The sequence below is a fragment of the Amycolatopsis pretoriensis genome, assembly GCF_900107925.1.
In the GTDB taxonomy this organism is placed as follows: Bacteria; Actinomycetota; Actinomycetes; order Mycobacteriales; family Pseudonocardiaceae; genus Amycolatopsis; species Amycolatopsis pretoriensis.
This window is the reverse complement of sequence record NZ_FNUJ01000022.1, coordinates 1-21670: the sequence shown is the minus strand read 5'-3', so window position 1 is coordinate 21670 and position 21670 is coordinate 1. Positions and strand designations below refer to the sequence as shown.

26 protein-coding genes and 1 pseudogene are annotated in these 21670 nt (G+C 70.9%); 16 read left to right on the top strand and 11 right to left on the bottom strand.

All coding sequences use genetic code 11. The annotated features are described in order from the left end of the window. Positions 1-25 precede the first annotated feature (25 nt). Positions 26-874, top strand: a complete 849-nt coding sequence (locus BLV96_RS48685; protein WP_086683373.1) for a hypothetical protein — start codon at positions 26-28, stop codon at positions 872-874. After that, positions 867-1529, top strand: a complete 663-nt coding sequence (locus BLV96_RS48680) for a ribonuclease FAU-1 family protein (protein ID WP_208608554.1) — start codon at positions 867-869, stop codon at positions 1527-1529. The genes BLV96_RS48685 and BLV96_RS48680 overlap by 8 nt, the downstream gene beginning before the upstream one ends. On the opposite strand, the gene BLV96_RS48675 is transcribed toward BLV96_RS48680, so the two are convergent. Beyond that, the gene (locus tag BLV96_RS48675; RefSeq protein ID WP_086683379.1) at positions 1486-1785 is read right to left on the bottom strand and encodes a hypothetical protein; all 300 of its coding nucleotides are present in this window, start codon (positions 1783-1785) and stop codon (positions 1486-1488) included. The genes BLV96_RS48680 and BLV96_RS48675 overlap by 44 nt on opposite strands. Positions 1786-1881: 96 nt before the next feature. On the opposite strand from BLV96_RS48675, the gene BLV96_RS48670 reads away from it, so the two are divergent. Further along, positions 1882-2985, top strand: coding sequence for a branched-chain amino acid aminotransferase (locus BLV96_RS48670; RefSeq protein ID WP_086683382.1), 1104 nt, complete (start codon positions 1882-1884; stop codon positions 2983-2985). 74 nt (positions 2986-3059) lie between these two features. Here BLV96_RS48670 and cobT read toward each other — a convergent pair whose 3' ends face one another. Further along, positions 3060-4136, bottom strand: coding sequence for a nicotinate-nucleotide--dimethylbenzimidazole phosphoribosyltransferase (gene cobT, locus BLV96_RS48665; RefSeq protein WP_086683385.1), 1077 nt, complete (start codon positions 4134-4136; stop codon positions 3060-3062). Between the two features lie 232 nt (positions 4137-4368). Between cobT and BLV96_RS48660 the strand changes: the two genes are divergently transcribed. Continuing rightward, a complete protein-coding gene (locus tag BLV96_RS48660; RefSeq protein WP_091390494.1) occupies positions 4369-5052 on the top strand; it encodes an IspD/TarI family cytidylyltransferase in 684 nt (227 codons plus the stop codon). Between the two features lie 6 nt (positions 5053-5058). On the opposite strand, the gene BLV96_RS48655 is transcribed toward BLV96_RS48660, so the two are convergent. Next, positions 5059-5511 (bottom strand): hypothetical protein, encoded by a 453-nt coding sequence (locus BLV96_RS48655; RefSeq protein ID WP_086681091.1) that lies wholly within the window; start codon positions 5509-5511, stop codon positions 5059-5061. Positions 5512-5650: 139 nt separating this feature from the next. On the opposite strand from BLV96_RS48655, the gene BLV96_RS48650 reads away from it, so the two are divergent. From BLV96_RS48650 to BLV96_RS48640, 3 genes are read left to right on the top strand one after another with little or no spacing between them, the layout of a single operon-like run. Then, positions 5651-6400, top strand: a complete 750-nt coding sequence (locus BLV96_RS48650) for a GntR family transcriptional regulator (RefSeq protein ID WP_086681089.1) — start codon at positions 5651-5653, stop codon at positions 6398-6400. Then, complete coding sequence (locus tag BLV96_RS48645; protein ID WP_086681087.1) at positions 6397-7239, top strand: phosphoribosylaminoimidazolesuccinocarboxamide synthase; 843 nt, start codon at positions 6397-6399, stop codon at positions 7237-7239. Before BLV96_RS48650 ends, BLV96_RS48645 begins: the two co-directional genes overlap by 4 nt. Beyond that, positions 7232-7444 (top strand): hypothetical protein, encoded by a 213-nt coding sequence (locus tag BLV96_RS48640; RefSeq protein WP_086681085.1) that lies wholly within the window; start codon positions 7232-7234, stop codon positions 7442-7444. Before BLV96_RS48645 ends, BLV96_RS48640 begins: the two co-directional genes overlap by 8 nt. Here the strand turns inward: BLV96_RS48640 and BLV96_RS48635 are convergent. After that, complete coding sequence (locus tag BLV96_RS48635) at positions 7441-8430, bottom strand: aldo/keto reductase family protein (RefSeq protein WP_086681083.1); 990 nt, start codon at positions 8428-8430, stop codon at positions 7441-7443. The two genes, BLV96_RS48640 and BLV96_RS48635, sit on opposite strands and share 4 nt — an antisense overlap. Before the next feature lie 265 nt (positions 8431-8695). Continuing rightward, the gene (locus tag BLV96_RS48630; RefSeq protein WP_086681081.1) at positions 8696-9343 is read right to left on the bottom strand and encodes a DUF3043 domain-containing protein; all 648 of its coding nucleotides are present in this window, start codon (positions 9341-9343) and stop codon (positions 8696-8698) included. Between the two features lie 146 nt (positions 9344-9489). Here BLV96_RS48630 and BLV96_RS48625 point away from each other — a divergent pair, with 146 nt between their 5' ends. After that, entirely contained in the window at positions 9490-9867 is a 378-nt protein-coding gene (locus BLV96_RS48625) for a HesB/IscA family protein (protein WP_086681079.1), read from the top strand. 64 nt (positions 9868-9931) lie between these two features. Here BLV96_RS48625 and BLV96_RS50225 read toward each other — a convergent pair whose 3' ends face one another. After that, positions 9932-10102, bottom strand: coding sequence for a hypothetical protein (locus BLV96_RS50225; RefSeq protein ID WP_167379980.1), 171 nt, complete (start codon positions 10100-10102; stop codon positions 9932-9934). Between the two features lie 149 nt (positions 10103-10251). On the opposite strand from BLV96_RS50225, the gene BLV96_RS48620 reads away from it, so the two are divergent. Next, positions 10252-11244 (top strand): carbohydrate kinase family protein, encoded by a 993-nt coding sequence (locus BLV96_RS48620; protein WP_086681077.1) that lies wholly within the window; start codon positions 10252-10254, stop codon positions 11242-11244. A gap of 64 nt (positions 11245-11308) precedes the next feature. Here the strand turns inward: BLV96_RS48620 and asnB are convergent, their stop codons facing one another. Further along, positions 11309-13243 carry an asparagine synthase (glutamine-hydrolyzing) gene (gene asnB, locus BLV96_RS48615; protein WP_086681075.1) on the bottom strand — a complete coding sequence of 645 codons (1935 nt, stop codon included), beginning with the start codon at positions 13241-13243 and terminating at the stop codon, positions 11309-11311. A 184-nt stretch (positions 13244-13427) separates the two neighbouring features. Here asnB and ctaC point away from each other — a divergent pair, with 184 nt between their 5' ends. Then, a complete protein-coding gene (gene ctaC / locus BLV96_RS48610; RefSeq protein ID WP_086681073.1) occupies positions 13428-14369 on the top strand; it encodes an aa3-type cytochrome oxidase subunit II in 942 nt (313 codons plus the stop codon). 33 nt (positions 14370-14402) lie between these two features. Next, complete coding sequence (locus tag BLV96_RS48605; RefSeq protein ID WP_086681072.1) at positions 14403-14828, top strand: cytochrome c oxidase subunit 4; 426 nt, start codon at positions 14403-14405, stop codon at positions 14826-14828. Here the strand turns inward: BLV96_RS48605 and BLV96_RS48600 are convergent. After that, complete coding sequence (locus BLV96_RS48600; protein ID WP_086681070.1) at positions 14776-15708, bottom strand: DMT family transporter; 933 nt, start codon at positions 15706-15708, stop codon at positions 14776-14778. The genes BLV96_RS48605 and BLV96_RS48600 overlap by 53 nt on opposite strands. 82 nt (positions 15709-15790) lie before the next feature. On the opposite strand from BLV96_RS48600, the gene BLV96_RS48595 reads away from it, so the two are divergent. Then, on the top strand, positions 15791-16744 hold the full coding sequence (locus BLV96_RS48595; protein WP_086681093.1) for a GlxA family transcriptional regulator: 954 nt from the start codon (positions 15791-15793) through the stop codon (positions 16742-16744). A 12-nt stretch (positions 16745-16756) separates the two neighbouring features. On the opposite strand, the gene trpD is transcribed toward BLV96_RS48595, so the two are convergent. The 3 genes from trpD to BLV96_RS48580 all read right to left on the bottom strand — a co-directional run bounded on the left by trpD (position 16757) and on the right by BLV96_RS48580 (position 18738). After that, positions 16757-17791 (bottom strand): anthranilate phosphoribosyltransferase, encoded by a 1035-nt coding sequence (trpD, locus tag BLV96_RS48590; protein ID WP_086681068.1) that lies wholly within the window; start codon positions 17789-17791, stop codon positions 16757-16759. 5 nt (positions 17792-17796) lie between these two features. Beyond that, positions 17797-18201: a hypothetical protein gene (locus tag BLV96_RS48585; protein ID WP_086681065.1), complete on the bottom strand. Its 405-nt coding sequence runs from the start codon at positions 18199-18201 to the stop codon at positions 17797-17799. A gap of 123 nt (positions 18202-18324) precedes the next feature. Further along, on the bottom strand, positions 18325-18738 hold the full coding sequence (locus BLV96_RS48580) for a hypothetical protein (RefSeq protein ID WP_086681063.1): 414 nt from the start codon (positions 18736-18738) through the stop codon (positions 18325-18327). Positions 18739-18833: 95 nt separating this feature from the next. On the opposite strand from BLV96_RS48580, the gene ctaE reads away from it, so the two are divergent. The 4 genes and pseudogenes from ctaE to BLV96_RS48560 form a co-directional block, all read left to right on the top strand. After that, positions 18834-19457 (top strand): aa3-type cytochrome oxidase subunit III, encoded by a 624-nt coding sequence (gene ctaE, locus BLV96_RS48575; RefSeq protein WP_086681061.1) that lies wholly within the window; start codon positions 18834-18836, stop codon positions 19455-19457. A 61-nt stretch (positions 19458-19518) separates the two neighbouring features. Then, the gene (gene qcrC, locus BLV96_RS48570) at positions 19519-20337 is read left to right on the top strand and encodes a cytochrome bc1 complex diheme cytochrome c subunit (RefSeq protein WP_086681059.1); all 819 of its coding nucleotides are present in this window, start codon (positions 19519-19521) and stop codon (positions 20335-20337) included. After that, positions 20334-21488, top strand: a complete 1155-nt coding sequence (gene qcrA, locus BLV96_RS48565; protein ID WP_086681057.1) for a cytochrome bc1 complex Rieske iron-sulfur subunit — start codon at positions 20334-20336, stop codon at positions 21486-21488. Before qcrC ends, qcrA begins: the two co-directional genes overlap by 4 nt. Then, positions 21485-21670: pseudogene (locus tag BLV96_RS48560) on the top strand (cytochrome bc1 complex cytochrome b subunit); the annotation flags it as partial. The gene qcrA and the pseudogene BLV96_RS48560, both read left to right, overlap by 4 nt.

The following is a 21670-nucleotide window of genomic DNA, read 5'->3' as shown; positions in this document are numbered from 1 at the left end:
TGAACAGAGGGCGAGGAGGGACCGCGTGCGGCTGGGCGGTGGGCTGCTGGTGGCGCTGGCGGCCGGAGCGGCGGGTGCGGGCTGGTGGCTGCTGGCCGGGCTGCTGCTCGCGGGCATCGCCGCGGGCGTGACGGCGGGGGTCCCGGAACCGGGGGAAGCCCTGGTCGACCGGGTCGTCGTGGCCGTCGCCCGGCTGGCCGAGGTGGCGGTCTACGCGATCGCGTTCGGCGCGTACGTCTTCCCCGCGCACCGCGAACTCGCGGCCGTGGCCTTCGCCGTGGTGGTCGCCGGCGCGGGGTTCGCCGGGCTGAAGGTCCCGACCTTCGTCGTACGGATCGCGGGCGGGCTGCTGCTGGCCGCCGGGGTCGTGCTGGTCGCGCTGTGCGTGGCCGTGCCGCCGGTGGCGACCGCGGGCGGCGGCCTGCGGCCGCCGGACTTCGCGGGCGTGCTCGTCGCCGCGGTGGTGTTCCTGCCCTTCCTGCGCCCGGGTGCGCGGGAGAACGCCGGGTGGCGCGTGCTGCTGCTCGGCGCCGTAGCCGTGCTGGCCGCCTTCGCCGCGCTCTACCAGCTCGGCGCGGTCCGGCTGGGGCTGTCCCTGACGTCGTTGCGCGACCTGCTGTCCGCCGCCGACGCGGATTCCCTGCAACCGCTGCTCACGGTCATCGCCGTGGTCGCGACCGTCGTGCCCGCCCTCGCCGCCGGCGCCGAGGTCCGGGAGCGCGTCGGCGTGCGCGGGCTGGCGGGGATCGCCGTCGCCGCGGTGGCCGCGTACTTCCTGCCGGCGCTGCCGGTGCTCGTCGTGACGGGGCTGGCGACCGTGATCGAGCTGCTACTGGGCGTACGTGCGCGCCGGTACAGTGGGTCGCGTGAGTGATCGACGCTGGCGGCCGGGGGAGACCGTGGTCGAGCGGTTCCACCGCCCCGACGGCTCGATCGGCCAGGTCCACCCGCTGCGCGTCCTCGACGACGACGGCCGCGTCCTGCGCGGCTGGATCCCGGCGGGCACCCCGATCGTCGGCAGCCGGCTCGCCGACGGCCGCCTGATGCGGGACGCCCCGCTGGACCAGCGGTTCCGCATCCCGCGGGTGGCGGTCGCGGACTCCTGGCACGGCGCGTCGACGCTGCGCCGGATCCCCGAAGACGAGTGGTCGTCGGTCTGGTGGTTCTTCGACCTCGAAGGCCGGTTCAAGAACTGGTACGTCAACCTGGAGATCCCGCTGGGCCGCACGCCGGGCGCGGTCGACCGGATCGACGGCGTGCTCGACGTCGTCGTCGAGCGGGACGGCACCTGGCGCTGGGACGACGAGGACGAGGCCGAGGCCGCGCTCGAGGTCGGCCGCCTGACGCTCGAGCAGTTCGACCTGCTGCGCGCGGAGGGCGAGCGGATCGGCGCGCTTGCCGAGCGCGGCCGCTACCCGTTCGACGGGACCGACACCGACTTCCGCCCCGAAGCGGGCTGGCCGGTGCCGGAGCTGCCGGCGGAGCTCAGCCCGCGGTCAGGAGAAGGATCAGCGCCAGCACCGCGTTGACGACGGCGAGGATGACGACCGACTTCGTCGGGATCACCTTCGGGAACACGACCTTGCCGTGGATGCTCCGCCACCACACGATGCCGAAGACCCCGGCGACGAGGCCGAGGAAGCCGCCGAAGCCGCTGCTGAGCACGGCCCAGCCGACCATGCCGAGCAGGCCGACGCCGAAGGTCAGCAGCACCGCGGTGACGAACGTCTTGACGTCGGCCCCGCCCGTCTTGGGCCGGGGCACCGGCTGCGTGGAGTAGCTCACGCCGTCATCCTAGAGTCATCGCGGCGCGGGCGCGGCGGACCCGGAACAGTGGGACTTCCGACTAACGCGCGTCCGACCAAGCGGTATCGTCGACTCATGACGACCACGACGCAGTTCGCCCCTGTCCCGCACCCGAGTCCTGCGAGCGCGGACCGTGTCGCGGAGGTACTCGAGAAGCCCGGATTCGGGTTGTACTTCACCGACCACATGGTGACCGTCAAGTGGTCGAAGACCGAAGGCTGGCACGACGCCCAGGTGGGCCCCTACGCCCCGTTCACCCTCGACCCGGCGACGTCGGTGCTGCACTACGGCCAGGCGATCTTCGAAGGCCTCAAGGCCTACCGCCAGCCGGACGGCACGATCGCGTCGTTCCGCCCGGACGCCAACGCCGCGCGGTTCCGGCAGTCGGCCGAGCGGCTCGCCATGCCGCAGCTGCCGGAGGAGGTCTTCGTCGAGTCGCTGCGGGAGCTCATCGCCGTCGACGGCCGGTGGGTGCCCACCCGCCAGGGTGATTCCCTCTACCTGCGGCCGTTCATGATCTCGACGTCCACCGGGCTCGGCGTCAACAGCCCGGCCGCCGAATACGTGTACACGGTCATCGCGTCCCCGGCGGGCTCGTACTTCTCCGGCGGCGTGAAGCCGGTGAGCGTCTGGCTGTCGACGGAGTACGTGCGCGCGGCGCCCGGCGGCACCGGCGCGGCGAAGTGCGCCGGCAACTACGCGGCGTCGTTCGTGGCGCAGGCGCAGGCCGTCGAAAAGGGCTGCGACCAGGTGGTCTGGCTCGACGCCGTCGAGCGGCGCTGGGTCGAGGAGATGGGCGGGATGAACCTGTTCTTCGTCTTCGGCTCCGGCGAGAACGCCCGGGTGGTCACGCCCGAGCTGACCGGCTCGCTGCTGCCGGGCGTGACGCGCAAGTCGTTGCTGCAGCTGGCTTCGCGGCTCGGCTACAAGGTCGAGGAGCGCCGGATCTCCACCGACGAGTGGGAGAAGGCGGCGGCTTCGGGCGAGCTGACCGAGACGTTCGCCTGCGGCACGGCGGCGGTGATCACGCCGGTCGGGCACGTCAAGCACGCCAACGGCGAGTTCACCATCGCGGACGGGCAGCCGGGTTCGCTGACGATGAAGCTGCGCGAGGAGCTGACCGGCATCCAGGAAGGCACCCACCCGGACGTCGACCACTGGATGGTCCCGCTCGGCTGAGCACTGCTGAAGTGCCGTGAATGGCACATTGAGGGACTTAGCGTCCCTCGATGTGCCATTCACGGCTTTCGGAGTCAGGTGGCGGTGGCGGGGATGACCGGGCCGGAGACGCCGGCCTGCTCGTGCGTGGCGGTTTCGGCGAGAACGCGGGCCGCCATCATCAGCAGGGGCAGCGCCGTCACCGCGCCGGTGCCTTCGCCCAGGCGGACGTCCAGCTCCAGCAGCGGGCCCAGGTCCAGGTGCTCCAGGGCGAGGGCGTGCGCGGGTTCGGCCGTCCGCTGCCCGGCGACCCACCAGCGGCGCGCGCCCGGCGCGAGGTCCTCGGCGACGAGCGCCGCGGCGCACGCGACGAGCCCGTCGAGCACCACCGGCGTCCGGCGGACCGCGGCCTGCGCCAGGAACCCGGCCATCGCCGCGATGTCCGCGCCGGCGGTGGTGCGCAGCAGGGCGATCGGGTCGGCCAGGACCGCGCGGGCCCGGCGCAGCGCGTCGCGCACCGCGGCGGCCTTGCGCATCCAGGCGTCGTCGTCGATGCCGGAGCCGCGGCCGACGACCGCGACCGGCTCGCTGCCGGTCAGTGCGGCCACGAGCACCGACGCAGGCGTGCTGTTGCCGATCCCGAGGTCGCCGGGGATGAGCAGGTCGGCACCGCCGTCGACCTCCGCGTCGGCGATCGCGATCCCGGCGCGGACCGCCTTCTTGACCTCGTCGGCGCTCAGGGCGTCCTCGACGTCGATGGAGCCGGAGCCGCGGCGCACCTTGAACTCGCCGATCGAGCGGGTCGCGGGTGCTTCGGTGTCGACGGCCATGTCGACCACGCGCACGCTCGCCCCCGCGGCGGCGGCCAGGACGTTGATCGCGGCGCCGCCGGTCAGCATGGTGCCGAGCAGCTGCCCGGTGACCTCGGCGGGATAGGCGGAAACGCCCTTCGCGGCAATGCCGTGATCACCGGCGAAGACGATGACGCGCGGCCGGGTGAACGGCCGCGGCGGCGACTGCCCCTGGCACGCGGCGATCCAGACGCCCAGCTCTTCGAGCCGGCCCAGCGACCCGGCCGGCTTGACCAGCTTGTCGTGCAGGGCGATCGCGTCGGACCGGGCGTGGTCGTCGGGCGGGGTGATCTCGGGGAACTCGATGCTGTCCGGCTCCACACCAGGCCCTTTCTCCTCCACGGCAACGCTGTGGCCAACCTACCGGCAGCGGGGAATCCGGCGGCGGCGGCCGGTCGGCTGGGAACGTCATGAACGAGTCGTTCATGACTTCGGGTGTGGCGGCGGGGGAGGTGCGCGGTGGCGGGGAGGCGCGTGGTGGCGGCAAGGGCTCGGCCGCGGAGAGCGCGCGGCCGCGTCATCGCTCGCCGCGCGGCCGGTAGTCTCGCCGCTCGTGGAGACGACGGCGGCCGCGGTGGTGCTGGCCAGCGGCGCGGGCACCCGCGTCGGCGCGAAGCTGAACAAGGTCTACCTGCCCCTCGCCGGCCGGCGCGTGGTCGCCTGGTCCCTCGACGCCTTCAGGCGCGTCCCCGGCATCGGCGTGCTCGTGCTGGTCATCCGGCCGCAGGACCGGGAACTCGCCGACGAGGTGGCCGGCGACGGCGTCGAGATCGTGCACGGCGGCGACACCCGCCAGGCCTCCGAGCTCAACGCCCTGCGCCACCTCGCCCCGCGCATAAGAGGCGGCCGGGTCGACGCCGTGCTGCTGCACGACGCGGCCCGGCCGCTGGTCCACTCCGAGCTGATCGGCGCGGTACTGACCCGGACACGCGAGGACGGGGGGGCTGTGCCGGGCCTGGCCGCCGACGACGTCGTCGGAGTGGATGCCGGGCACCTGGTCGCCCAGGTGCCCGGCGCGATCCGAGTCCAGACGCCTCAGGGCTTCCGGGCCGGACCGCTGCTCGAGGCCTACGAACAGGCCGAGCGCGAGGGCTTCGTGGGTACGGACACTTCGTCGTGCATGGAGCGGTTCTCCTCCCTGCCGATCCGCTGGGTCCCGGGGGCTCCCGAGAACCTCAAGATCACCTACCCGCACGACCTGGTGGTCGCGGAGCGGCTGCTCGCCCGCGGTGCCTGAAAACGGCTAGGCGCACGCGGGCGGGCCGCCACCGTCGTTCCCTTCGGTTTCCGTGGTGCTCGTCGGCCGGATCGTCACGTCGTGGCGCAGCTCCGGCGGGATGTGGCACTCCGGCTGTGGCCGCAGCGCCTGCAGCGGCGCGCCCGGGGTGCCGGGCTCCGCGAGGGTGAGCACCGCCCGCAGCGTCCAGACCGGGGTGGCGTGGTACTGCCACGTGACCACCTTCGGGCTGAACACGTCGGTGCCCGGGAACAAGGGCACCCGGTAGGCGCTCGCCCGGTGCTCGTCCCGCAGGACGATGACGTCCGCGCAGGTCGGCCACCGGTGGACGGCCGCGTAGACTTCCGGGGCTTCGCGGCCGCCGAACAGGTGCAGCACCCACTTGCGGCGCCGGAGTTCCTCGAGGAGTTCCTCGAGGCCCTGGCCGCTGGAGCCGGTGTGAGCTGTGGGCGGGGACACACTTTCGAGGGTAACTTGCGTACTGGAGCGCAGTCCAGCACGTGTACTAGTACACCTGGGTGGTTCTGAACAGGTCTTTGTGGGAGACACTCCGGCGTGCTAGAACACTTGTGCGTGATGTCCGGCGTGAGGAGCCGCCTTGCCCACCCTCGACCGTCCCGAGCCGCCGTACCTGCAGATCGCGGGCCGCATCCGTGACGACATCCTGTCCGGCCGGCTGCAGGAGGGCGACGCGGTGCCGTCCGCCCGCGAGATCGCGCGCACGTGGGCCGTCGCCATGGCGACGGCCACCAAGGTGCTCGCCACCCTCCGCACGCAGGGCCTCGTGCGGCCGGTGCGCGGCGTCGGCACGGTCGTCGACCGCGGCGGCCTGCACCGCACGGCCCGCGACCGCAGCACCGCGTCGACGCGCACGGGCCGGATCTACCCGCCCGGCCACTTCGCGGTGATCCGCTCGGCCGGCCTCGAACCGGCCTCCGAGCGCGCCTCGGCCGCGCTGGGCCTCGAGGAGGGCGCCCCGGCGATCCGGCGCCGCCGTACGACCTACGGGCCGGATTCGCGGCCGCTGTCGACGTCGACGTCGTGGTTCGACGGCGTGCTGTCGGCGAAAGCGCCGGCGCTGCTGGTGCCCGAGCGGATCGTCGAAGGCACGTCGGCCCACGCGGCTGCGCGCCTGGGCACGAGGATCGCGACGACGCAGGAACGGCACGCGGCGGGCCACGCGGACGAGGCGGAGGCGGCCGAGCTCGGGCTGCCCGCCGGGTCGCCGGTGCTGCTGGGCCGGAGCACCTTCCTGGCGGCCGACGGGACGGTCGTCGAGTACGGTGAATCCGCCGCCTTGCCCGACCACTGGGTTTTCTACGAGTACACGACTGAGGACGGCGAATGAAGCACATCCACGCGGGCAAGGTCCGTGACCTGTACGAACTCGACGGCGGGGACATCCTGCTCGTCGCGTCCGACCGGGTTTCGGTCTACGACGTCTCGCTGCCGACGCCGATCCCGGACAAGGGCGCGCTGCTCAACCAGCTGTCCGCGTGGTGGTTCGAGCGGATGGCCGGCGTCGTCCCGAACCACGTGGTGTCGACCACCGACGTGCCGGAGGAGTTCGCCGGCCGCGCGATGCGCTGCAAGCCGCTGAAGATGGTCCAGGTCGAGTGCATCGCGCGCGGCCACCTGGCCGGCCTGGGCCTGCGCGAGTACCAGCGCGACGGGGCGATTTCCGGCGTCGCGCTGCCGCCGGGCCTGGTCGAGGGCGACAAGCTGCCGGAGCCGATCTTCACGCCGACGACGAAGATCTCCGACACCGGCCACGACGAGTTCATGACCTTCGACGAGGTGCTGAACGAGATCGGCGAAGACACCGCGAAGCGGCTCCGCGAGCTGACGCTGGAGATCTACACGAAGGGCGCCGAACACGCTGCCGCCCAAGGCGTGATCATCGCGGACACGAAGCTGGAGTTCGGTTTCGACGCCGACGGCACGCTGACCCTGGGCGACGAGGTCCTGACGTCGGACTCGTCGCGCTTCTGGCCGGCCGACGAGTGGGAGCCGGGCCGCCCGCAGCGCGCGTTCGACAAGCAGTTCGTCCGCGACTGGTCGTTGTCGACCGGCTGGGACAAGACCCCGCCGGGGCCGGAGATCCCCGCGGAGATCGTCGAGCAGACGCGGCGGCGCTACACCGAGGTCTACGAGCGGGTCACCGGGAAGACCTGGGTCCGTGGGTGATTACGACCCGTACAAGCTGATCGACGAGGTCGAGACGCTGCTGGTTTCGCACGGCTTCGCGCCGGCGCGGGTGCCCGGGCGAGGAGGCGACCGGCTGGCGGGTGCCAGCCGCCTCCTGCGCGGGTTCGGGCTGCAGCCCCGGCTGGCCCCGGAAGACGCGTTCGAGTTCGACGTGCCGTTCCAGGGCCGGATCAACCAGGACTAGGGGCTCTTGGTCAGGCTCGCGTCGCGCTCGACGACGTCGCCGAGGACGTCGTCGATGGCCTTGAGCAGGTCGACGTCCAGCTTCTGGCCGGCGGCCTTGACGTTCTCGTGCACCTGCTCCGGGCGCGAAGCCCCGATGATCGCCGAGGCGACGTTCGGGTTCTGCAGCACCCAGGCGACGGCGAGCTGCGCGAGGGAGAGGTCGGCCTGCTTCGCGAGCGGCTCCAGCTCGGCGACGCGCTTGAGGACGTTCTCGTCGAGGAAACGGGCGACCATGTTGGCGCCGCCCTTCTCGTCGGTGGCCCGCGAGCCGGCGGGGTAGTCCTGGCCGGGCTTGTACTTGCCGGTGAGGACGCCCTGCGCGATGGGCGACCAGACGATCTGGCTGAGGCCTTCGCGCTCGGAAGCGGGGATGACCTGGTCCTCGATGACGCGCCAGAGCATGTTGTACTGCGGCTGGTTGGAGACGAAGGGGATCTTCAGCTCGCGCGCGAGGGCGGCGCCGCGGGAGATCTGCTCGGCGGTCCACTCCGAGACGCCGACGTAGAGCACCTTGCCCTGGCGGACGAGGTCGGCGAAGGCGAGCATGGTCTCTTCCAGCGGGACGGTCCGGTCGAACCGGTGCGCCTGGTAGAGGTCGACGTAGTCGGTGCCGAGCCTTTCCAGGCTCGCGTTGGCGGACTCCATGATGTGCTTGCGGGACAGGCCCTTGTCGTTGGGGCCCTTGGGACCGGTGGGCCAGAAGACCTTGGTGAAGATCTCGAGGCTTTCCCGCCGCTGCCCCTTCAGGCCGCGGCCGAGGACGGATTCGGCGGCGGTGTTGGCGTAGACATCGGCGGTGTCGAAGGTGGTGATGCCGGCGTCGAGCGCCGCTTTGATGCAGGCGTGCGCTTGGTCCTCCTCGACCTGGGAACCGTGGGTGAGCCAGTTCCCGTACGAGATCTCACTGACGTTGAGGCCACTGCGGCCGAGACGACGAAACTCCATGGGCTCAGCCTAGGCGGTAATCGTTTGCTTTGCTAACGACCCTGGAGTGACTCCGGCCTCGCCTCGGGCAAGCCCGCCGGTCCGCCGCGGTCGGGTGGCCGGAGGTGACCCACTCGGCGGGAAGGGGCTCGGGCGGCTGCGGCGGTCGCGAAAGTCGCATTCGGGACTTCCGGTGCCCCCAATGCGACATTCGCGACGCTCCGGCGAGGCGTGGACAGCAAGAAGCCGGGTGGAGGCTCGCTCCACCCGGCTTCTCGAAACCAGCTCAGTTGGGGATCGGATCCCCCGGCTTCAACCGCGGCTTCGGCACCCGCAGCCGCCGGATCTGGGACGCCCGCACGAACGCGTACCACCCGATCGACCGGCCGCTCACCGCTTCCTTCGGGAACTTCTCCCGGACCAGCTTCGCGATCTTGCGCCCGTTCACGACGCCCTCGACCGCCATCACCAGCAGCATCGCCGTGCACAGCAGCGTGATGTACGACTGGACCTGGGGCATCGGCACCAGCAGCGCCAGGAACACCAGGATCGCCAGCGGCATGAACAGGCCCAGCAGGTTGCGCCGCGTGTCGACCAGGTCGCGGACGTACCTCTTGACCGGCCCGCGGTCGCGGGGCAGCAGGGCGCTGTCGTCGCCGCGCATCATCGCGTCGCGGCGGGCCTTCGCGGCCGCGCGGCGGTCTTCCTTCGTCTGGGGGTTCGACTTGCGCAGTTCCTTGTTGCGCTTCATCGCCTCGCGCATGGTGGTCGGCGGGGGCGCCACCGGGCCGCGCCGCTTCGCCTCCGCGTCACGCCGCTTGGGCGTAGCCTTGCCCTTACCGGGCGTGAACGACTTGCCGCCGACGTCGACGGCTTCGGTCGTCTCCGGCTCTTCGGCGGCGGTGTCTGTGGTGCTTCGGCGCAGGAACCTCACCTCACCAGGGTATTGCAGGCGTCACGCCGCCGTTCACCAGGTCGATCGATGTGCGACCATGGTGGGGGAACAGAACGGACGCTCCGGGTGTTGAAGACGTCAGCACGAGGAGTATCCGCAGCGAGTTCGAACTTAGAGGGAGTGCCATGACGACCGCTGAGCACGCCGGCGCGACGCAGGCCGAGACCGCCGAGGAGACCCACGGCGTCACGTTGACCGACGCCGCGGCTTCCAAGGCGAAGGCCCTGCTCGAGCAGGAGGGCCGCGACGACATGCACCTGCGCATCGCCGTCCAGCCCGGTGGCTGCGCGGGCCTGCGCTACCAGCTTTTCTTCGACGAGCGTTCGCTCGACGGCGACCTGTTCCGCGACTTCGACGGCCTCAAGGTCGCCGTGGACCGGATGAGCGCGCCGTACGTGTCGGAAGCCGTCATCGACTTCGTGGACACGATCGAGAAGCAGGGCTTCACGATCGACAACCCGAACGCCACCGGCTCCTGCGCCTGCGGCGACTCGTTCCACTGAGTCCGACGTGAAAAGGCCCCGCCGTCCCGGACCGGGAGGGCGGGGCCTTCTTCGTGTCTGCGGACTACACGTAGGCGTCGAGCTCGGCCACCTGGGCGTGGCAAGCGTCGTCGACCTCCCACGGCTCGGCCGTGACGCGGGGGAGCGGCAGGCTCTCCGCCTGCAGGGTCGCCGGGATGAGCGCGCAGTCGGCGATCAGCTCGGACAGGGTCTCGGGTTCGGTGACGGCGTTCACGATTCGTAACGCTATTGATCCGCTCTCGACTGGAGAAGGAGTACCAGCCGGTAGTGTCGGCTGGGCACGCGCGAACTACCCGGTTGGGTCATGACCCGGGGGTAACTTCGCGCCTTTTGCCGTGAGGAAAGAGCACAAAGGAGCAGCCGGTGGCAGACAGGGCCAGGATCGCGGTGTCCGGCAGTATCGCAACCGACCACCTCATGCACTTCCCGGGCAGGTTCGCGGAGCAGCTGGTCGCGGAGCAGCTGCACCGGGTTTCGCTGAGCTTCCTCGCCGACGACCTCGTGGTCCGGCGCGGCGGCATCGGCGCGAACATCGCCTTCGGTCTCGGGGTGCTCGGCGTGCGGCCGGTGCTCGTGGGTGCCGTGGGCGCCGACTTCGCGGACTACCGCTCGTGGCTGGAGCGGCACGGCGTCGACACGTCCGGTGTACACGTGTCGGAGGTCGCGCACACCGCGCGGTTCGTCTGCACGACGGACGAGGACCTCTGCCAGATCGCGACGTTCTACGCCGGCGCGATGGCCGAGTCGCGCAACATCGAGCTGCAGCCGATCGCCGAGCGCGCCGGCGACCTCAGCCTGGTGCTGATCAGCCCGGACGACCCCGAGGGCATGGTCCGCCACGCCGAGGAGTGCCGCCAGCGCGGGTACGCCTTCGCCGTCGACCCGTCGCAGCAGCTGGCCCGGATGACCGGCGAGCAGGCGCGCGCGTTCGTCGCCGGCGCGAAGTACCTGTTCAGCAACGACTACGAGTGGGAGCTGCTGCTCCAGAAGACCGGCTGGACCGAGGCCGACGTCCTCGAGCAGGTCGGCGTGCGGATCACGACGCTGGGCGAGAAGGGCGTCGAGATCGTCGGCAAGGACGGCGTGGCCCTGCAGATCGGCGCGGTCCCCGAGCGCGCGAAGGCCGACCCGACGGGCGTCGGCGACGGCTTCCGCGCGGGCTTCCTGGCCGGCCTCGACGGCGGCCTGAACGTCGAGCGCGCGGCCCAGCTCGGCTCGCTGATCGCGGTGCTGGTCCTGGAGACGGTCGGCACGCAGGAGTGGACGTTCGACCGCACCGACGCCCTGGCCCGCATCGGCGAGGCCTTCGGCCCGGACGCGGCCGAGGAGATCTCCGCGGTCCTGCCCGCCGCCTGACCCCCCAAGGCCGTGAATGGCACATTGACGGACGCCAAGTCCCTCAATGTGCCATTCACGGCCTTCAGAGCTTGACCGGGTACACCGGCTCGGGCACCTCGGGCTTGATGCGGTGCTCGACGAAGATGCCGTGCCACAGCATGAACACGATCAGCGCCCACAGCTGGCGGCTGCGGTCCAGCTGGCCCGCCTTGTGCTCCTCCAGCAGCGCCAGGATCGCCTTCTTGTCCAGCAGCTCCTCGGTGCGCGAATCACTGATGATCCCGCGAGCCCAGTCGTACATCTCGTTGCGCAGCCACAGGCGGATCGGCACCGGGAAGCCGAGCTTGCGCCGGTTCAGCACGTGCGCCGGGATGATCTTCGCCAGGGCCTGGCGCAGCGCGTACTTCGTCGTGCCGTGGGCCAGCTTCTGGTCCAGCGGGATCGACGCCGCGACCTTGAACACCTCGGCGTCCAGGAACGGCACCCGCAGTTCCAGGGAGTTCGCCATGGTCACCTTGTCGGCCTTGACCAGGATGTCGCCGCGCAGCCACGTGTAGAGGTCGACGTGCTGCATGCGGGCGACCGGGTCCCAGCCGCGCGAGACGTCGTACCAAGGTGCCGTGACGTCCTTGAAGCCGATGCCTTCCTGGTACGTGCGAAGGACGTTCCGCAGCTGGTCGTCGCGGAAGTTGCGGGCGTTGCCGTAGTAGCGGTCCTCCAGCGGCAGCGCGCCGCGGCGCAGCAGGTCCTTGCCGCGGGTGCCCTCGGGGATCTTCGTCGAGACCTTGCCGATGAGCTTGCGCATGCCGCCCGGGATCTTCTCGAACGGCGCCAGCGAGATCGGCTCGTTGTAGATCGTGTAGCCGCCGAACAGCTCGTCCGCGCCCTCACCCGAGAGCACCGCCTTGACGTGCTTGCGGGCCTCGCGGGCGATGAACCACAGCGGGACCAGCGCCGGGTCGGCCACCGGGTCGTCGAGGTACCAGACGATGAGCGGCAGCACCTCCATCATCTCGTCCGCCGTGACCGTGCGGACGACGTGCTTGACGCCGATCGCGGCGGCCGACTCGGCGGCGACGTCGACCTCGGAGTAGCCCTCGCGCTCGAACCCGGTGGTGAACGCGATCAGGTTCGGGTTGTGCTCCTTGGCCAGCGTGGCGGTGGCCGTGGAGTCGATGCCGCCCGAGAGGAAGGCGCCCACGGTGACGTCGGGGTCGGAGATCATGTGCTTGCCGACCGAGTCGCGCATCACATCGGCGATCCGCTGGTACAGCTCTTCGGCCTCACCAGGCCCGTTGACCGGCTTGGCGCTGAACTGCGGGTGGAAGTAGCGGGTGAACTTCACCTCACCGCCGGGGGCCACCTCGAACGAGGTACCGGACTCGACGCGGCGGATCGCGGTGTGCAGCGACTCGGGTTCGGGCACGTACTGCAGGACGAGGTAGTGCTGCAGCGCCTTGCGGTCCAGCTCCTGGGCGACGCCGAGGGTGTCCGACAGCTCCAGCAGGCTCTTCTTCTCGCTGGAGAAGGCCACGCCGCCGGGGCCGGCCGAGTAGAACAGCGGCTTGATCCCGAACGGGTCGCGCGCGCCGAAGACCTTCTTCTCCTGCGAGTCCCAGATCATGAAGGCGAACATGCCGCGCAGGCGCTTCACCCAGTCGGCGCCGAGGTAGTGGAAGCCGGCGACGATCGCCTCGCCGTCACCCTCGGTCTCGAACTTCGCCCCGTGCCGCTCGGCCAGCTCGGCCCGCAGCTCCAGGTAGTTGTAGATCTCGCCGTTGAAGTTCATCGTGTACCGGCCCGGCGCCTCCGGCGGGCCCCAGACCAGCGGCTGGTGGGCGTGCTCGACGTCGATGAATGCGAGCCGGTTGAAGCCGTAGACGACCTCGGCGTCGGCCCAGGTGTCCTGCTCGTCGGGGCCGCGGTGACGCTGGCAGCGCATGGCCGCGCCGACGGCGTCACGCGCGTTCGCCGCGCCGGTCTCGGTCGCGCAGATCAGTCCAAGCAGGCCGCACACGGGTACTCACACACCTTCAGGGTCTTCACCGGGCTGGGGAAGGCCCCAGTATGCCGGGACCCAGGTGGCGAGTAACACGCACGTCGATGGTTACCCCTTGGTCAGCGGGACGGGCCAACTCGGCTAGGCTCCGCCTGTCACAAAGATCGGTCGTAGGAGGCTCTGGGTGAAAGGGCGAGGCGCAGTGGGACAACCCAAGCGCACCCTGGGGAAGCGGACCGTACGCGTCGCCGCGCTGGCCGTGCTGGTCGCGCTGACCGCGACGGGCTGCTCCGGCGACGAGATCCTGCGGTTCGGCTGGCCGGTGGGCGTCACGCAGCAGGCGAACGACATGCGCACGCTCTGGACGTGGACCGTGGTGGCCGCGCTGGTCGTCGGCGCCATCGTGTGGGCGCTGATCTTCTGGACCGCGACGTTCCACCGCAAGAAGAAGACGGTCGACGGCGAGCCGGAGGAGCTGCCCCGGCAGTTCCAGTACAACATCCCGCTCGAGCTGTTCACGGTCGTCGTCCCGACGATCATGGTCTGCGTCCTGTTCTTCTTCACCGCGACGACGGAGTCGAAGGTCCTGGACAAGATCCCGAACCCGGACGTCAAGGTCCAGGTCGTGGCGTTCCAGTGGAACTGGGAGTTCAAGTACGAGGACGAGTCCGCGAAGAAGGCGGACGGCCAGCAGGTGAGCACGGTCGGCTCGTCCGGCGAGATCCCGCTGCTCGTGCTCCCGGTCGGCAAGGTCGTCCAGTACGACCTGATCTCCACCGACGTCATCCACTCCTTCTGGGTGCCCGAGTTCCACTTCAAGCGGGACGTCATGCCGAACCCGGACAAGAACAACCAGGACAGCTCCTTCCAGAACACGATCGACCGCGAAGGCTCCTTCGTCGGCCGGTGCGCGGAGCTGTGCGGCACGTACCACTCGGTGATGAACTTCGAGGTCCGCGCGCTGTCGGCGGACAAGTACGACCAGTACATCGCGCTGCGCAAGCAGGTGAACCCGGCCACCGGCCAGGCGTTCACCGCCGCCGAAGCGCTGGCGAAGATGAACTGCGGCGAGCTGTGCACTCCGCACGCGGTGACCACCCAGCCGTTCAACACCGACCGCACCGCGCGGACCGCGTCCAACTGACGCCCAGCCAGCACAGGGAGTAGGAAGAGACCCATGAAGGTCGAAGCGCGCATCTTCTTCATCGTGGCGGTCTTCGCCGTGTTCATGGCGGGCGTCTACTGGGTGTGGGCCGTGCTGGACCCCCGCTTCGGTGGCCGGCCCGAGCCGGTCGGCATCGTGGCGCTGTTCCTCACCGGCGGCCTCGCGTTCCTCGCGGGCAGCTACATGCAGTTCGTCGCCCGCCGCATCGAACCGCGCCCGGAGGACCGCGAGGACGCCGAGATCAGCGACGGCGCCGGTGAGCTGGGCTTCTTCAGCCCGGGCAGCTACTGGCCGGTCGGTATGGCCGCCACCGCGGCCCTCGCGGCGCTGGGCCTGGCGTTCTTCCACATCTGGCTGATCGTCATCGCGCTGGTCGCGTTGCTGATCACGATCGGCGGGCTGGTGTTCGAGTACCACACGGGTCCGTCGCACGACTGACCTTCGCGTTCCCTTTGGACTGGCCGCCCCGCTGAGGACTCAGCGCGGCGGCCAGTACTGCGAGCATGCCCAGTGCCTCCGGCCAGGTCGGGCGGTGGCCGTAGAAGGCGATGTCCACCAGCACCGCGACCACCGGGTACAGGTAGGACAGCAGCGCCACGGTCGTGGTCGGCAGCTTGCCGATGCTCGCGTACATCAGCACGTACATCAGTGCCGTGTGGACGGTGCCCAGCAGCACCAGCCAGAGCAACCCCTGCGGGTTCGTCGGCAGCGGCGTGACCAGCAGCAACGGTGCCAGCACGAGCGCGCCCACCGTCGTCTGGACGGCCGCGAGCAGGTGCGGCCGGACGTGCTTCAGCTGCTTCGCGACGAAGGACGCGCCGGCGTAGAGCACGGCCGCGCCGAGCGCCAGCCCGATTCCGGCCAGTTGCACGGGTTTGCCGTCTTCACCGTGCGCTGAGAGGGAAATCAGGGCGACGCCGCCGAACGCGATCGCGGCCCGGACCAGGTGGCTCTTGGCCACTTTCTCGCCGAGGAACGCGGCCGCCAGACCGACCAGGATCAGCGGCTGGGTGTGGTAGACGACAGTGCTGACCGAGATGGACGACAGCGCGTAGGACGCGAAGAGCAGCACCCAGTTGCCGACCAGGAACAGGCCGCCGAGGACGGCCAGCCCGAGGTCGCGTTTCGAGGGCCGCCACGCGGGCAGCCAGCCGCGCGCGAAGCACCAGATCACCAGGAGCGCCCCGCCGACGAAGCAGCGGGCGAAGGCGACGGCGGGCGCGGCCGCGCCGCTCTCGAGGACGACGGCGCCGATCGTGCCGGACATGGCCATCGCCGCGGACCACTGGAGCAGCGGGCGGGTTTCGGAGTTCGTCATGTGCCCAGGTTCGTCCGGTCCGCGTCGATCAACCAGTGTCAGAGATGACAACGGCCGCAAAACTTGTGACATGCTGGCCGGCATGGACGTCAACCGGGTCGCGGTGGTGCTGGCCGACCACGTTTCGCCGTTCGAGCTGGGGGTCGCGTGCGAGGTCTTCGGCACCGACCGCAGCGCCGAGGGCATCGAGGGCTGGGAGTTCGGGGTCTGCTCGCCCGCCGGGGCGCCGGTGGCCAGCTGGTCGGGCTTCGGCCTGTCCGGGCTCCGGGGCCTGGACTTCGCGGCGGCGGCGGACCTGCTGATCGTGCCGACGTGCGCGCCCCGGACGGCACCACCGCCCGCGGAGGTGCTGGACGTCCTGCGCGACGCGGCGGCGCGCGGCGCGTGGGTGGCGGGGTTCTGCGCGGGGGTGTTCACGCTGGGCTACGCGGGCCTGCTGGACGGCCGCCGCTGCACGGTCCACTGGGTGTACGAGACGGAGTTCCGGGCGCGCTTCCCGACGGCGGTGGTGGACACCCAGGCGCTGTACGCGGACGACGGCGGGATCCTGACGAGCGCGGGCACGGTGGCGGCGGTGGACCTGTGCCTGCACCTGGTGCGCCGGCTGCGCGGCGTCACGGCGGCGACGACCCTGGCGCGCCGGATGGTGGCGGCGCCGTTCCGGGCGGGCGGTCAGGCGCAGTTCGTCCAGGCGCCGGTCCCGTCCGTCCCGGACGACTCGGTGGTGGCGGAGGCCCTGGAGTGGGTGGAGCGGCGGCTGGACCGGCCGTTCACGGTGGCGGAGCTGGCCCGGCGCAGCGGGCTGGGGGAGCGGACGTTCCTGCGCCGCTTCTCGGCGGCGACGGGGACGACCCCGCACCGCTGGCTGACCGAGCGGCGCCTGGACCGCGCCCAGGCACTGCTGGAGGAGGGCCGGCTGTCGGTGGAGGACATCGCGGTGGCGTGCGGCTACGCGTCGGCGGCCGCGCTGCGGCACCAGTTCACCCGGTTGAGGGGAACGAGCCCGACGTCGTACCGCGCGGCCTTCCGCGGCTGACGCGCCCCCGCGTCAGCTGAAGGCGATCCAGCGGTCCAGCAGGGCCGCCGCGGCCCCGGAATCGATCGCCTCGGCCGCCTTGGCCAGCCCGCCGCGCAGGTCGTCCTCCAGCGTCCCCGAGAAGCCGCTGAACGCCGCCAGTGCCGCGGCCGCGTTGATCAGCACCGCGTCGCGCACCGGGCCCGGCTTGCCGCCCACCAGCTCGCGGACCACCTGGGCGTTCGAGGCCGCGTCGCCGCCGCGCAGGTCGTCCGCCGTCGCGCGCGGGATTCCCAGCGCCGCCGGGTCCAGGGACCGCGTGGTCACGGTTCCGCCCGAGACCACCCACACCGACGAGGTCGTCGTCGTGGTGATCTCGTCCAGGCCGTCGTCGCCGCGGACGATCAGCGCCGTCGTGCCGCGGCGGGCGAACACCTCCGCCAGCACGTGCGTCTTGTCCTCGTACGCGCAGCCGATCAGCGCGCTGCCCGGCTGGGCCGGGTTCGTCAGCGGGCCCAGCAGGTTGAACGTCGTCGGGATGCCGAGCTCGCCGCGGACCGGGCCCGCGTGCCGCAGCGCCGGGTGGAACGCCGACGCCAGGAAGAACCCCACGCCGACCTCGGTCAGGCTGCGCTGGACGTCTTCCGGGGGCAGCGAAATCGTGACGCCGAGCGCCTCCAGGACGTCGGCCGCGCCGGACTTCGACGACGCGCTGCGGTTGCCGTGCTTGGCCACCGGCGCGCCGGCCGCCGCCGTGACGATCGTCGCCATCGTCGAGATGTTCACCGAGTTCGAGCCGTCGCCACCGGTGCCGACGATGTCGACTGCCGGGCTGTCCAGCTCGACCCGCTTGGCGTGCGCCAGCATCGTCGCCGCCATGCCCGAGATCTCGGACGGCGTCTCGCCCTTCGCGCGCAGCGCCACCGCGAACCCGGCGATCCGGGCCGGGCTCGCCGCGCCGCTCATGATCTGGTCCATCGCCCACGCCGTGTCCTCTTCGGACAGGTCGACGCGCGCGACGAGCTGCTTGAGCAGCGGCGGCCAGGTGCGGGGGACCGGGGCGGTCACCGGGCTCAGCCGTTCACGGCGGGGACCCGGCGCAGCACGTCGGCGACGGTCTCCGCGGCGGTCAGCGGGTCCAGCGGGTGCACCAGGACGGCGTCCGCCTGCGACCAGGTCGCCAGCCACCGGTCGTCCTTGCGCCGCACCGCGACCACGATCGGGGGGCAGTCGGTGATCTCGCTCTTGAGCTGGCGGCACAGGCCGATGCCGCCGGTGGGCTGCGCCTCGCCGTCGAGGATCGCCAGGTCGACGTTGCCCGCGTCCACCTCGGACAGCACGTCCGCGATGCCGGCCGCCTCGACGTAGTCCACGCGCGCCAGGTCGGCGGCGGGCCGCCGGCCGACCGCGTTCACGATCGCTTCGCGCACCTCCGCCTTGTGGCTGAACACCAGGACCCGCATCGACCGCTCGCCCATGTTGGACACGCCTCCATCTCGTCACCGCACAACTGCTTTCGGGGGTTCCGGGTGGCGGAGCCCCCGGCCCGGGGCGCAGCCCCGGTTCGGCACTGCCGTGGATCGTATCGGCCGAGACCGACATCACGCGGGCGCCTCCGGCTGGAGCGCGTCCCAGCCCAGCGCGTCACCCCCGAGCCGCTGCGCCAGACCGGCCATCCGGGACCTTTCCTGCGCGCAGTGCAACGCGTCGAGCACCTGGACGCGCACCGCGTGCACCCGCGCCAGGTCACCCGAAAGCCCCTGTTCTCGCAGCTCATAGCCGTCCTGGGCGAGGATCGACGCCGCCTCGGCGACGCGGTCCGGCGGCAGGAGCAGGTGGTGCCGCAGGACGGCCGGTGCCGTGCTGACCCAGTCGGGTGAAGCGGCGAGGACGGCCGAGTCCGCGACCACCGGGTCGAAGGCCTCCGCGACGATCTCCAAACCGGGCGTATCGGCCGTCAGACCGGCGGTTTCGCGCTTCTTGACCAGGTCAAGCAGCCGGTCGAGTAAACCCATGAGTAGCTCTCACCTTCCCGGGCATCCGGTGTGATCGGTTACGCAGACGGCTCGCCGTGGACCCACCCGGCGGAGCGGCGGCGCGAGAGGACATAATGCGACGCGTGACAACGGCAGCTCCCACCATCAGTCAGCGGGTCCACTCGCTGAACCGGCCGAACATGGTCAGTGTCGGCACCATCGTGTGGCTGTCCAGCGAGCTGATGTTCTTCGCCGGACTGTTCGCGATGTTCTTCACCGTCAAGGCGCAGAACTCCTCCGGCCAGTGGCCGCCGCCGTTGCACGGCGAGGAGTTCCACCTCAACGTGGCGTACGCGATCCCGTTCACGGTGATCCTCGTGCTGTCCTCGCTGACCTGCCAGTTCGGCGTGTTCGCGGCCGAGCGCGGCGACGTCTACGGCCTCCGCCGCTGGTACATCATCACGTTGATCATGGGCGCCATCTTCGTCGGCGGCCAGGCCAACGAGTACCACAACCTGGTCGAAGAGGGGATGACGATCCCGTCTGGCCCGTTCGGCACGGTCTTCTACCTCGCCACCGGGTTCCACGGCCTGCACGTCATCGGCGGGCTCATCGCCTTCGTGTACCTGCTCATCCGCACGAAACTGAGCAAGTTCACGCCCGCCCAGGCCACGTCGGCGATCGTCGTGTCCTACTACTGGCACTTCGTCGACATCGTGTGGGTCGGCCTCTTCGGTGTGATCTACCTCCTTCCGTAGGTCCACTCAGCCGCCACCACCTTCACCATCGGCCTGAACTGACAGCAAGGGTTGCCGCAAGATGACCACCAGCACGAAAACCTCGGAGCGCCGCTACCGCGCGCGGTCGAAGCTGCGGAGGCGGTTCGCCGGCCTGCTCGCGCTCGGCGTCGCGCTGGTGGGCGCCGGCGCCCTGTACGCCGTGTTCGCCCCGGAGCCGCAGACCGCGCAGGCCCAGGGCACGCCGGCGCAGCTGCGCCTCGGCGAGCAGGTCTACAACAACACCTGCATCGCCTGCCACGGCGCGAACCTCGAGGGCGTGCAGGACCGCGGGCCGAGCCTGATCGGCATCGGCGACGCCGCGGTGTACTTCCAGACCTCCTCGGGCCGCATGCCCGCCTCCCGCCAGGAGGCGCAGGTCGAGCGCAAGCCGCCGAAGCTGACCGAGGCCGAGATCGACGCGGTCGGCGCCTACATCCAGGCGCACGGTGGCGGCGTCCAGCGCCCCGCCGAGAAGGGCGAGGCCCTGCGTGGCTCCGACCCGGCCCGCGGTGGCGAGCTGTTCCGCCTCAACTGCGCCTCGTGCCACAACTTCACCGGCCGCGGCGGTGCGCTGTCGGCGGGCAAGTACGCGCCGAACCTGGACCCGGCCAGCGAAGAGCAGATCTACACGGCCATGCTCACCGGGCCGCAGAACATGCCGAAGTTCTCCGACCGGCAGCTGTCGCCGGAGGAGAAGAAGGACATCGTCGCCTACGTGAAGTCGGTGTCGGACGGCAACAACAACCCGGGTGGGAACGGCCTCGGCGGGGTCGGCCCCGCTTCGGAGGGTGTGATCGCCTTTATCGTCGGGATCGCCGCGCTGATCGGCGTGACGTTGTGGATTGGATCGAAGGCATGAGTGCCGAGGGGCCGAAGCCGCCGACGGAGGCGGAGCTGGCGGAGATGGACCGGGACCAGCTGCTCAAGCTGGGCGGGCAGCTCGACGGGGTCGAGATCGTCGAGTACCCGACGCCGTGGCCCGTGGAGGGCACCCGCGCGGAGAAGCGCGCCGAGCGCCTGGTCGCGTTCTGGTTCGGGCTGTCCGCGCTGGCCGGGATCGGGTTCGTCGTCTCGCTCATCTGGTGGCCGTGGCAGTACGAGGCCCCGGACAACGAGAGCGGCCACTTCTGGTACAGCCTCTACACCCCGATGCTGGGCATCACGCTCGGCCTGGCCATCCTCGGCCTGGGCATCGGCGTGATCCTGTACACGAAGAAGTTCGTGCCCGCCGAGGTCGCGGTGCAGCAGCGCAGCGACAACCAGGGCGAAGGGTCGGCCGAGGTCGACCGCGCCACGATCCTCGCGCACCTGGCCGACGCCGGGAACCGCAGCACCATCGCCCGCCGGTCGCTGATCAAGCGCTCGGCGATCGCCGGGGCCGGCGCGCTGGGTCTCGCGGCCGCGGCGCTGCCGCTGGCGTCCTTCATCAAGAACCCGTGGAAGGACACCGAGAACCGGGCGTCGCTCTGGCACACCGGCTGGCAGCCGAACTTCCCGGGCGAGAAGGTCTACCTGCGCCGCAACACCGGCAAGCCGCTGGAGGAGGGCGAGGAGGTCAGCCTGGTCAAGGCCGAGGACCTCGACGCCGGCGCGATGGAGACGGTCTTCCCGTACCGCGACTCCGAGAAGGACAAGCCGGAGCTGCTGGCCGCCGCGCTGACCCGGATCGACAACCCGGTGATGCTGATCCGCCTGCGCCCGACCGACGCCGCCAAGGTGGTCAAGCGGGCCGGCCAGGAGGACTTCAACTTCGGTGACCTCTACGCGTACACGAAGATCTGCAGCCACGTCGGCTGCCCGACCTCCCTGTACGAGCAGCGGACCAACCGGATCCTGTGCCCGTGCCACCAGTCGCAGTTCGACGCCCTCCACTACGCGAAGCCGATTTTCGGCCCGGCGACCCGTCCGCTGGCCCAGCTACCGATCACGGTGGACGAAGAGGGATACTTGATCGCGCGAGGCGACTTCATCGAGGCCATCGGTCCGGCCTTTTGGGAGCGTAAGTCATGAGTTCACTCACCACGCCGACCAAGGGGTCGAGCCCGGTCGAGAAGGCGTTGGGCGACGCCGCGAACAACGCCGACCAGCGGTACCACATGGCCAAGGGCCTGCGGCACCAGCTGAACAAGGTGTTCCCGACCCACTGGTCGTTCCTGCTGGGCGAGATCGCGCTCTACAGCTTCATCATCCTG

What these genes read in the sequence shown, in the direction of transcription:
- BLV96_RS48670 (WP_086683382.1), top strand. Translation starts at nt 1,882, where the DNA reads ATGACGACCACGACGCAGTTCGCCCCTGTCCCGCACCCGAGTCCTGCG.
- BLV96_RS48645 (WP_086681087.1), top strand. Translation starts at nt 6,397, where the DNA reads ATGAAGCACATCCACGCGGGCAAGGTCCGTGACCTGTACGAACTCGAC.
- BLV96_RS48635 (WP_086681083.1), bottom strand. Translation starts at nt 8,430, where the DNA reads ATGGAGTTTCGTCGTCTCGGCCGCAGTGGCCTCAACGTCAGTGAGATC.
- BLV96_RS48625 (WP_086681079.1), top strand. Translation starts at nt 9,490, where the DNA reads ATGACGACCGCTGAGCACGCCGGCGCGACGCAGGCCGAGACCGCCGAG.
- BLV96_RS48605 (WP_086681072.1), top strand. Translation starts at nt 14,403, where the DNA reads ATGAAGGTCGAAGCGCGCATCTTCTTCATCGTGGCGGTCTTCGCCGTG.
- BLV96_RS48600 (WP_086681070.1), bottom strand. Translation starts at nt 15,708, where the DNA reads ATGACGAACTCCGAAACCCGCCCGCTGCTCCAGTGGTCCGCGGCGATG.
- BLV96_RS48595 (WP_086681093.1), top strand. Translation starts at nt 15,791, where the DNA reads ATGGACGTCAACCGGGTCGCGGTGGTGCTGGCCGACCACGTTTCGCCG.
- BLV96_RS48585 (WP_086681065.1), bottom strand. Translation starts at nt 18,201, where the DNA reads ATGGGCGAGCGGTCGATGCGGGTCCTGGTGTTCAGCCACAAGGCGGAG.
- BLV96_RS48580 (WP_086681063.1), bottom strand. Translation starts at nt 18,738, where the DNA reads ATGGGTTTACTCGACCGGCTGCTTGACCTGGTCAAGAAGCGCGAAACC.
- ctaE (WP_086681061.1), top strand. Translation starts at nt 18,834, where the DNA reads ATGCGACGCGTGACAACGGCAGCTCCCACCATCAGTCAGCGGGTCCAC.
- qcrC (WP_086681059.1), top strand. Translation starts at nt 19,519, where the DNA reads ATGACCACCAGCACGAAAACCTCGGAGCGCCGCTACCGCGCGCGGTCG.
- qcrA (WP_086681057.1), top strand. Translation starts at nt 20,334, where the DNA reads ATGAGTGCCGAGGGGCCGAAGCCGCCGACGGAGGCGGAGCTGGCGGAG.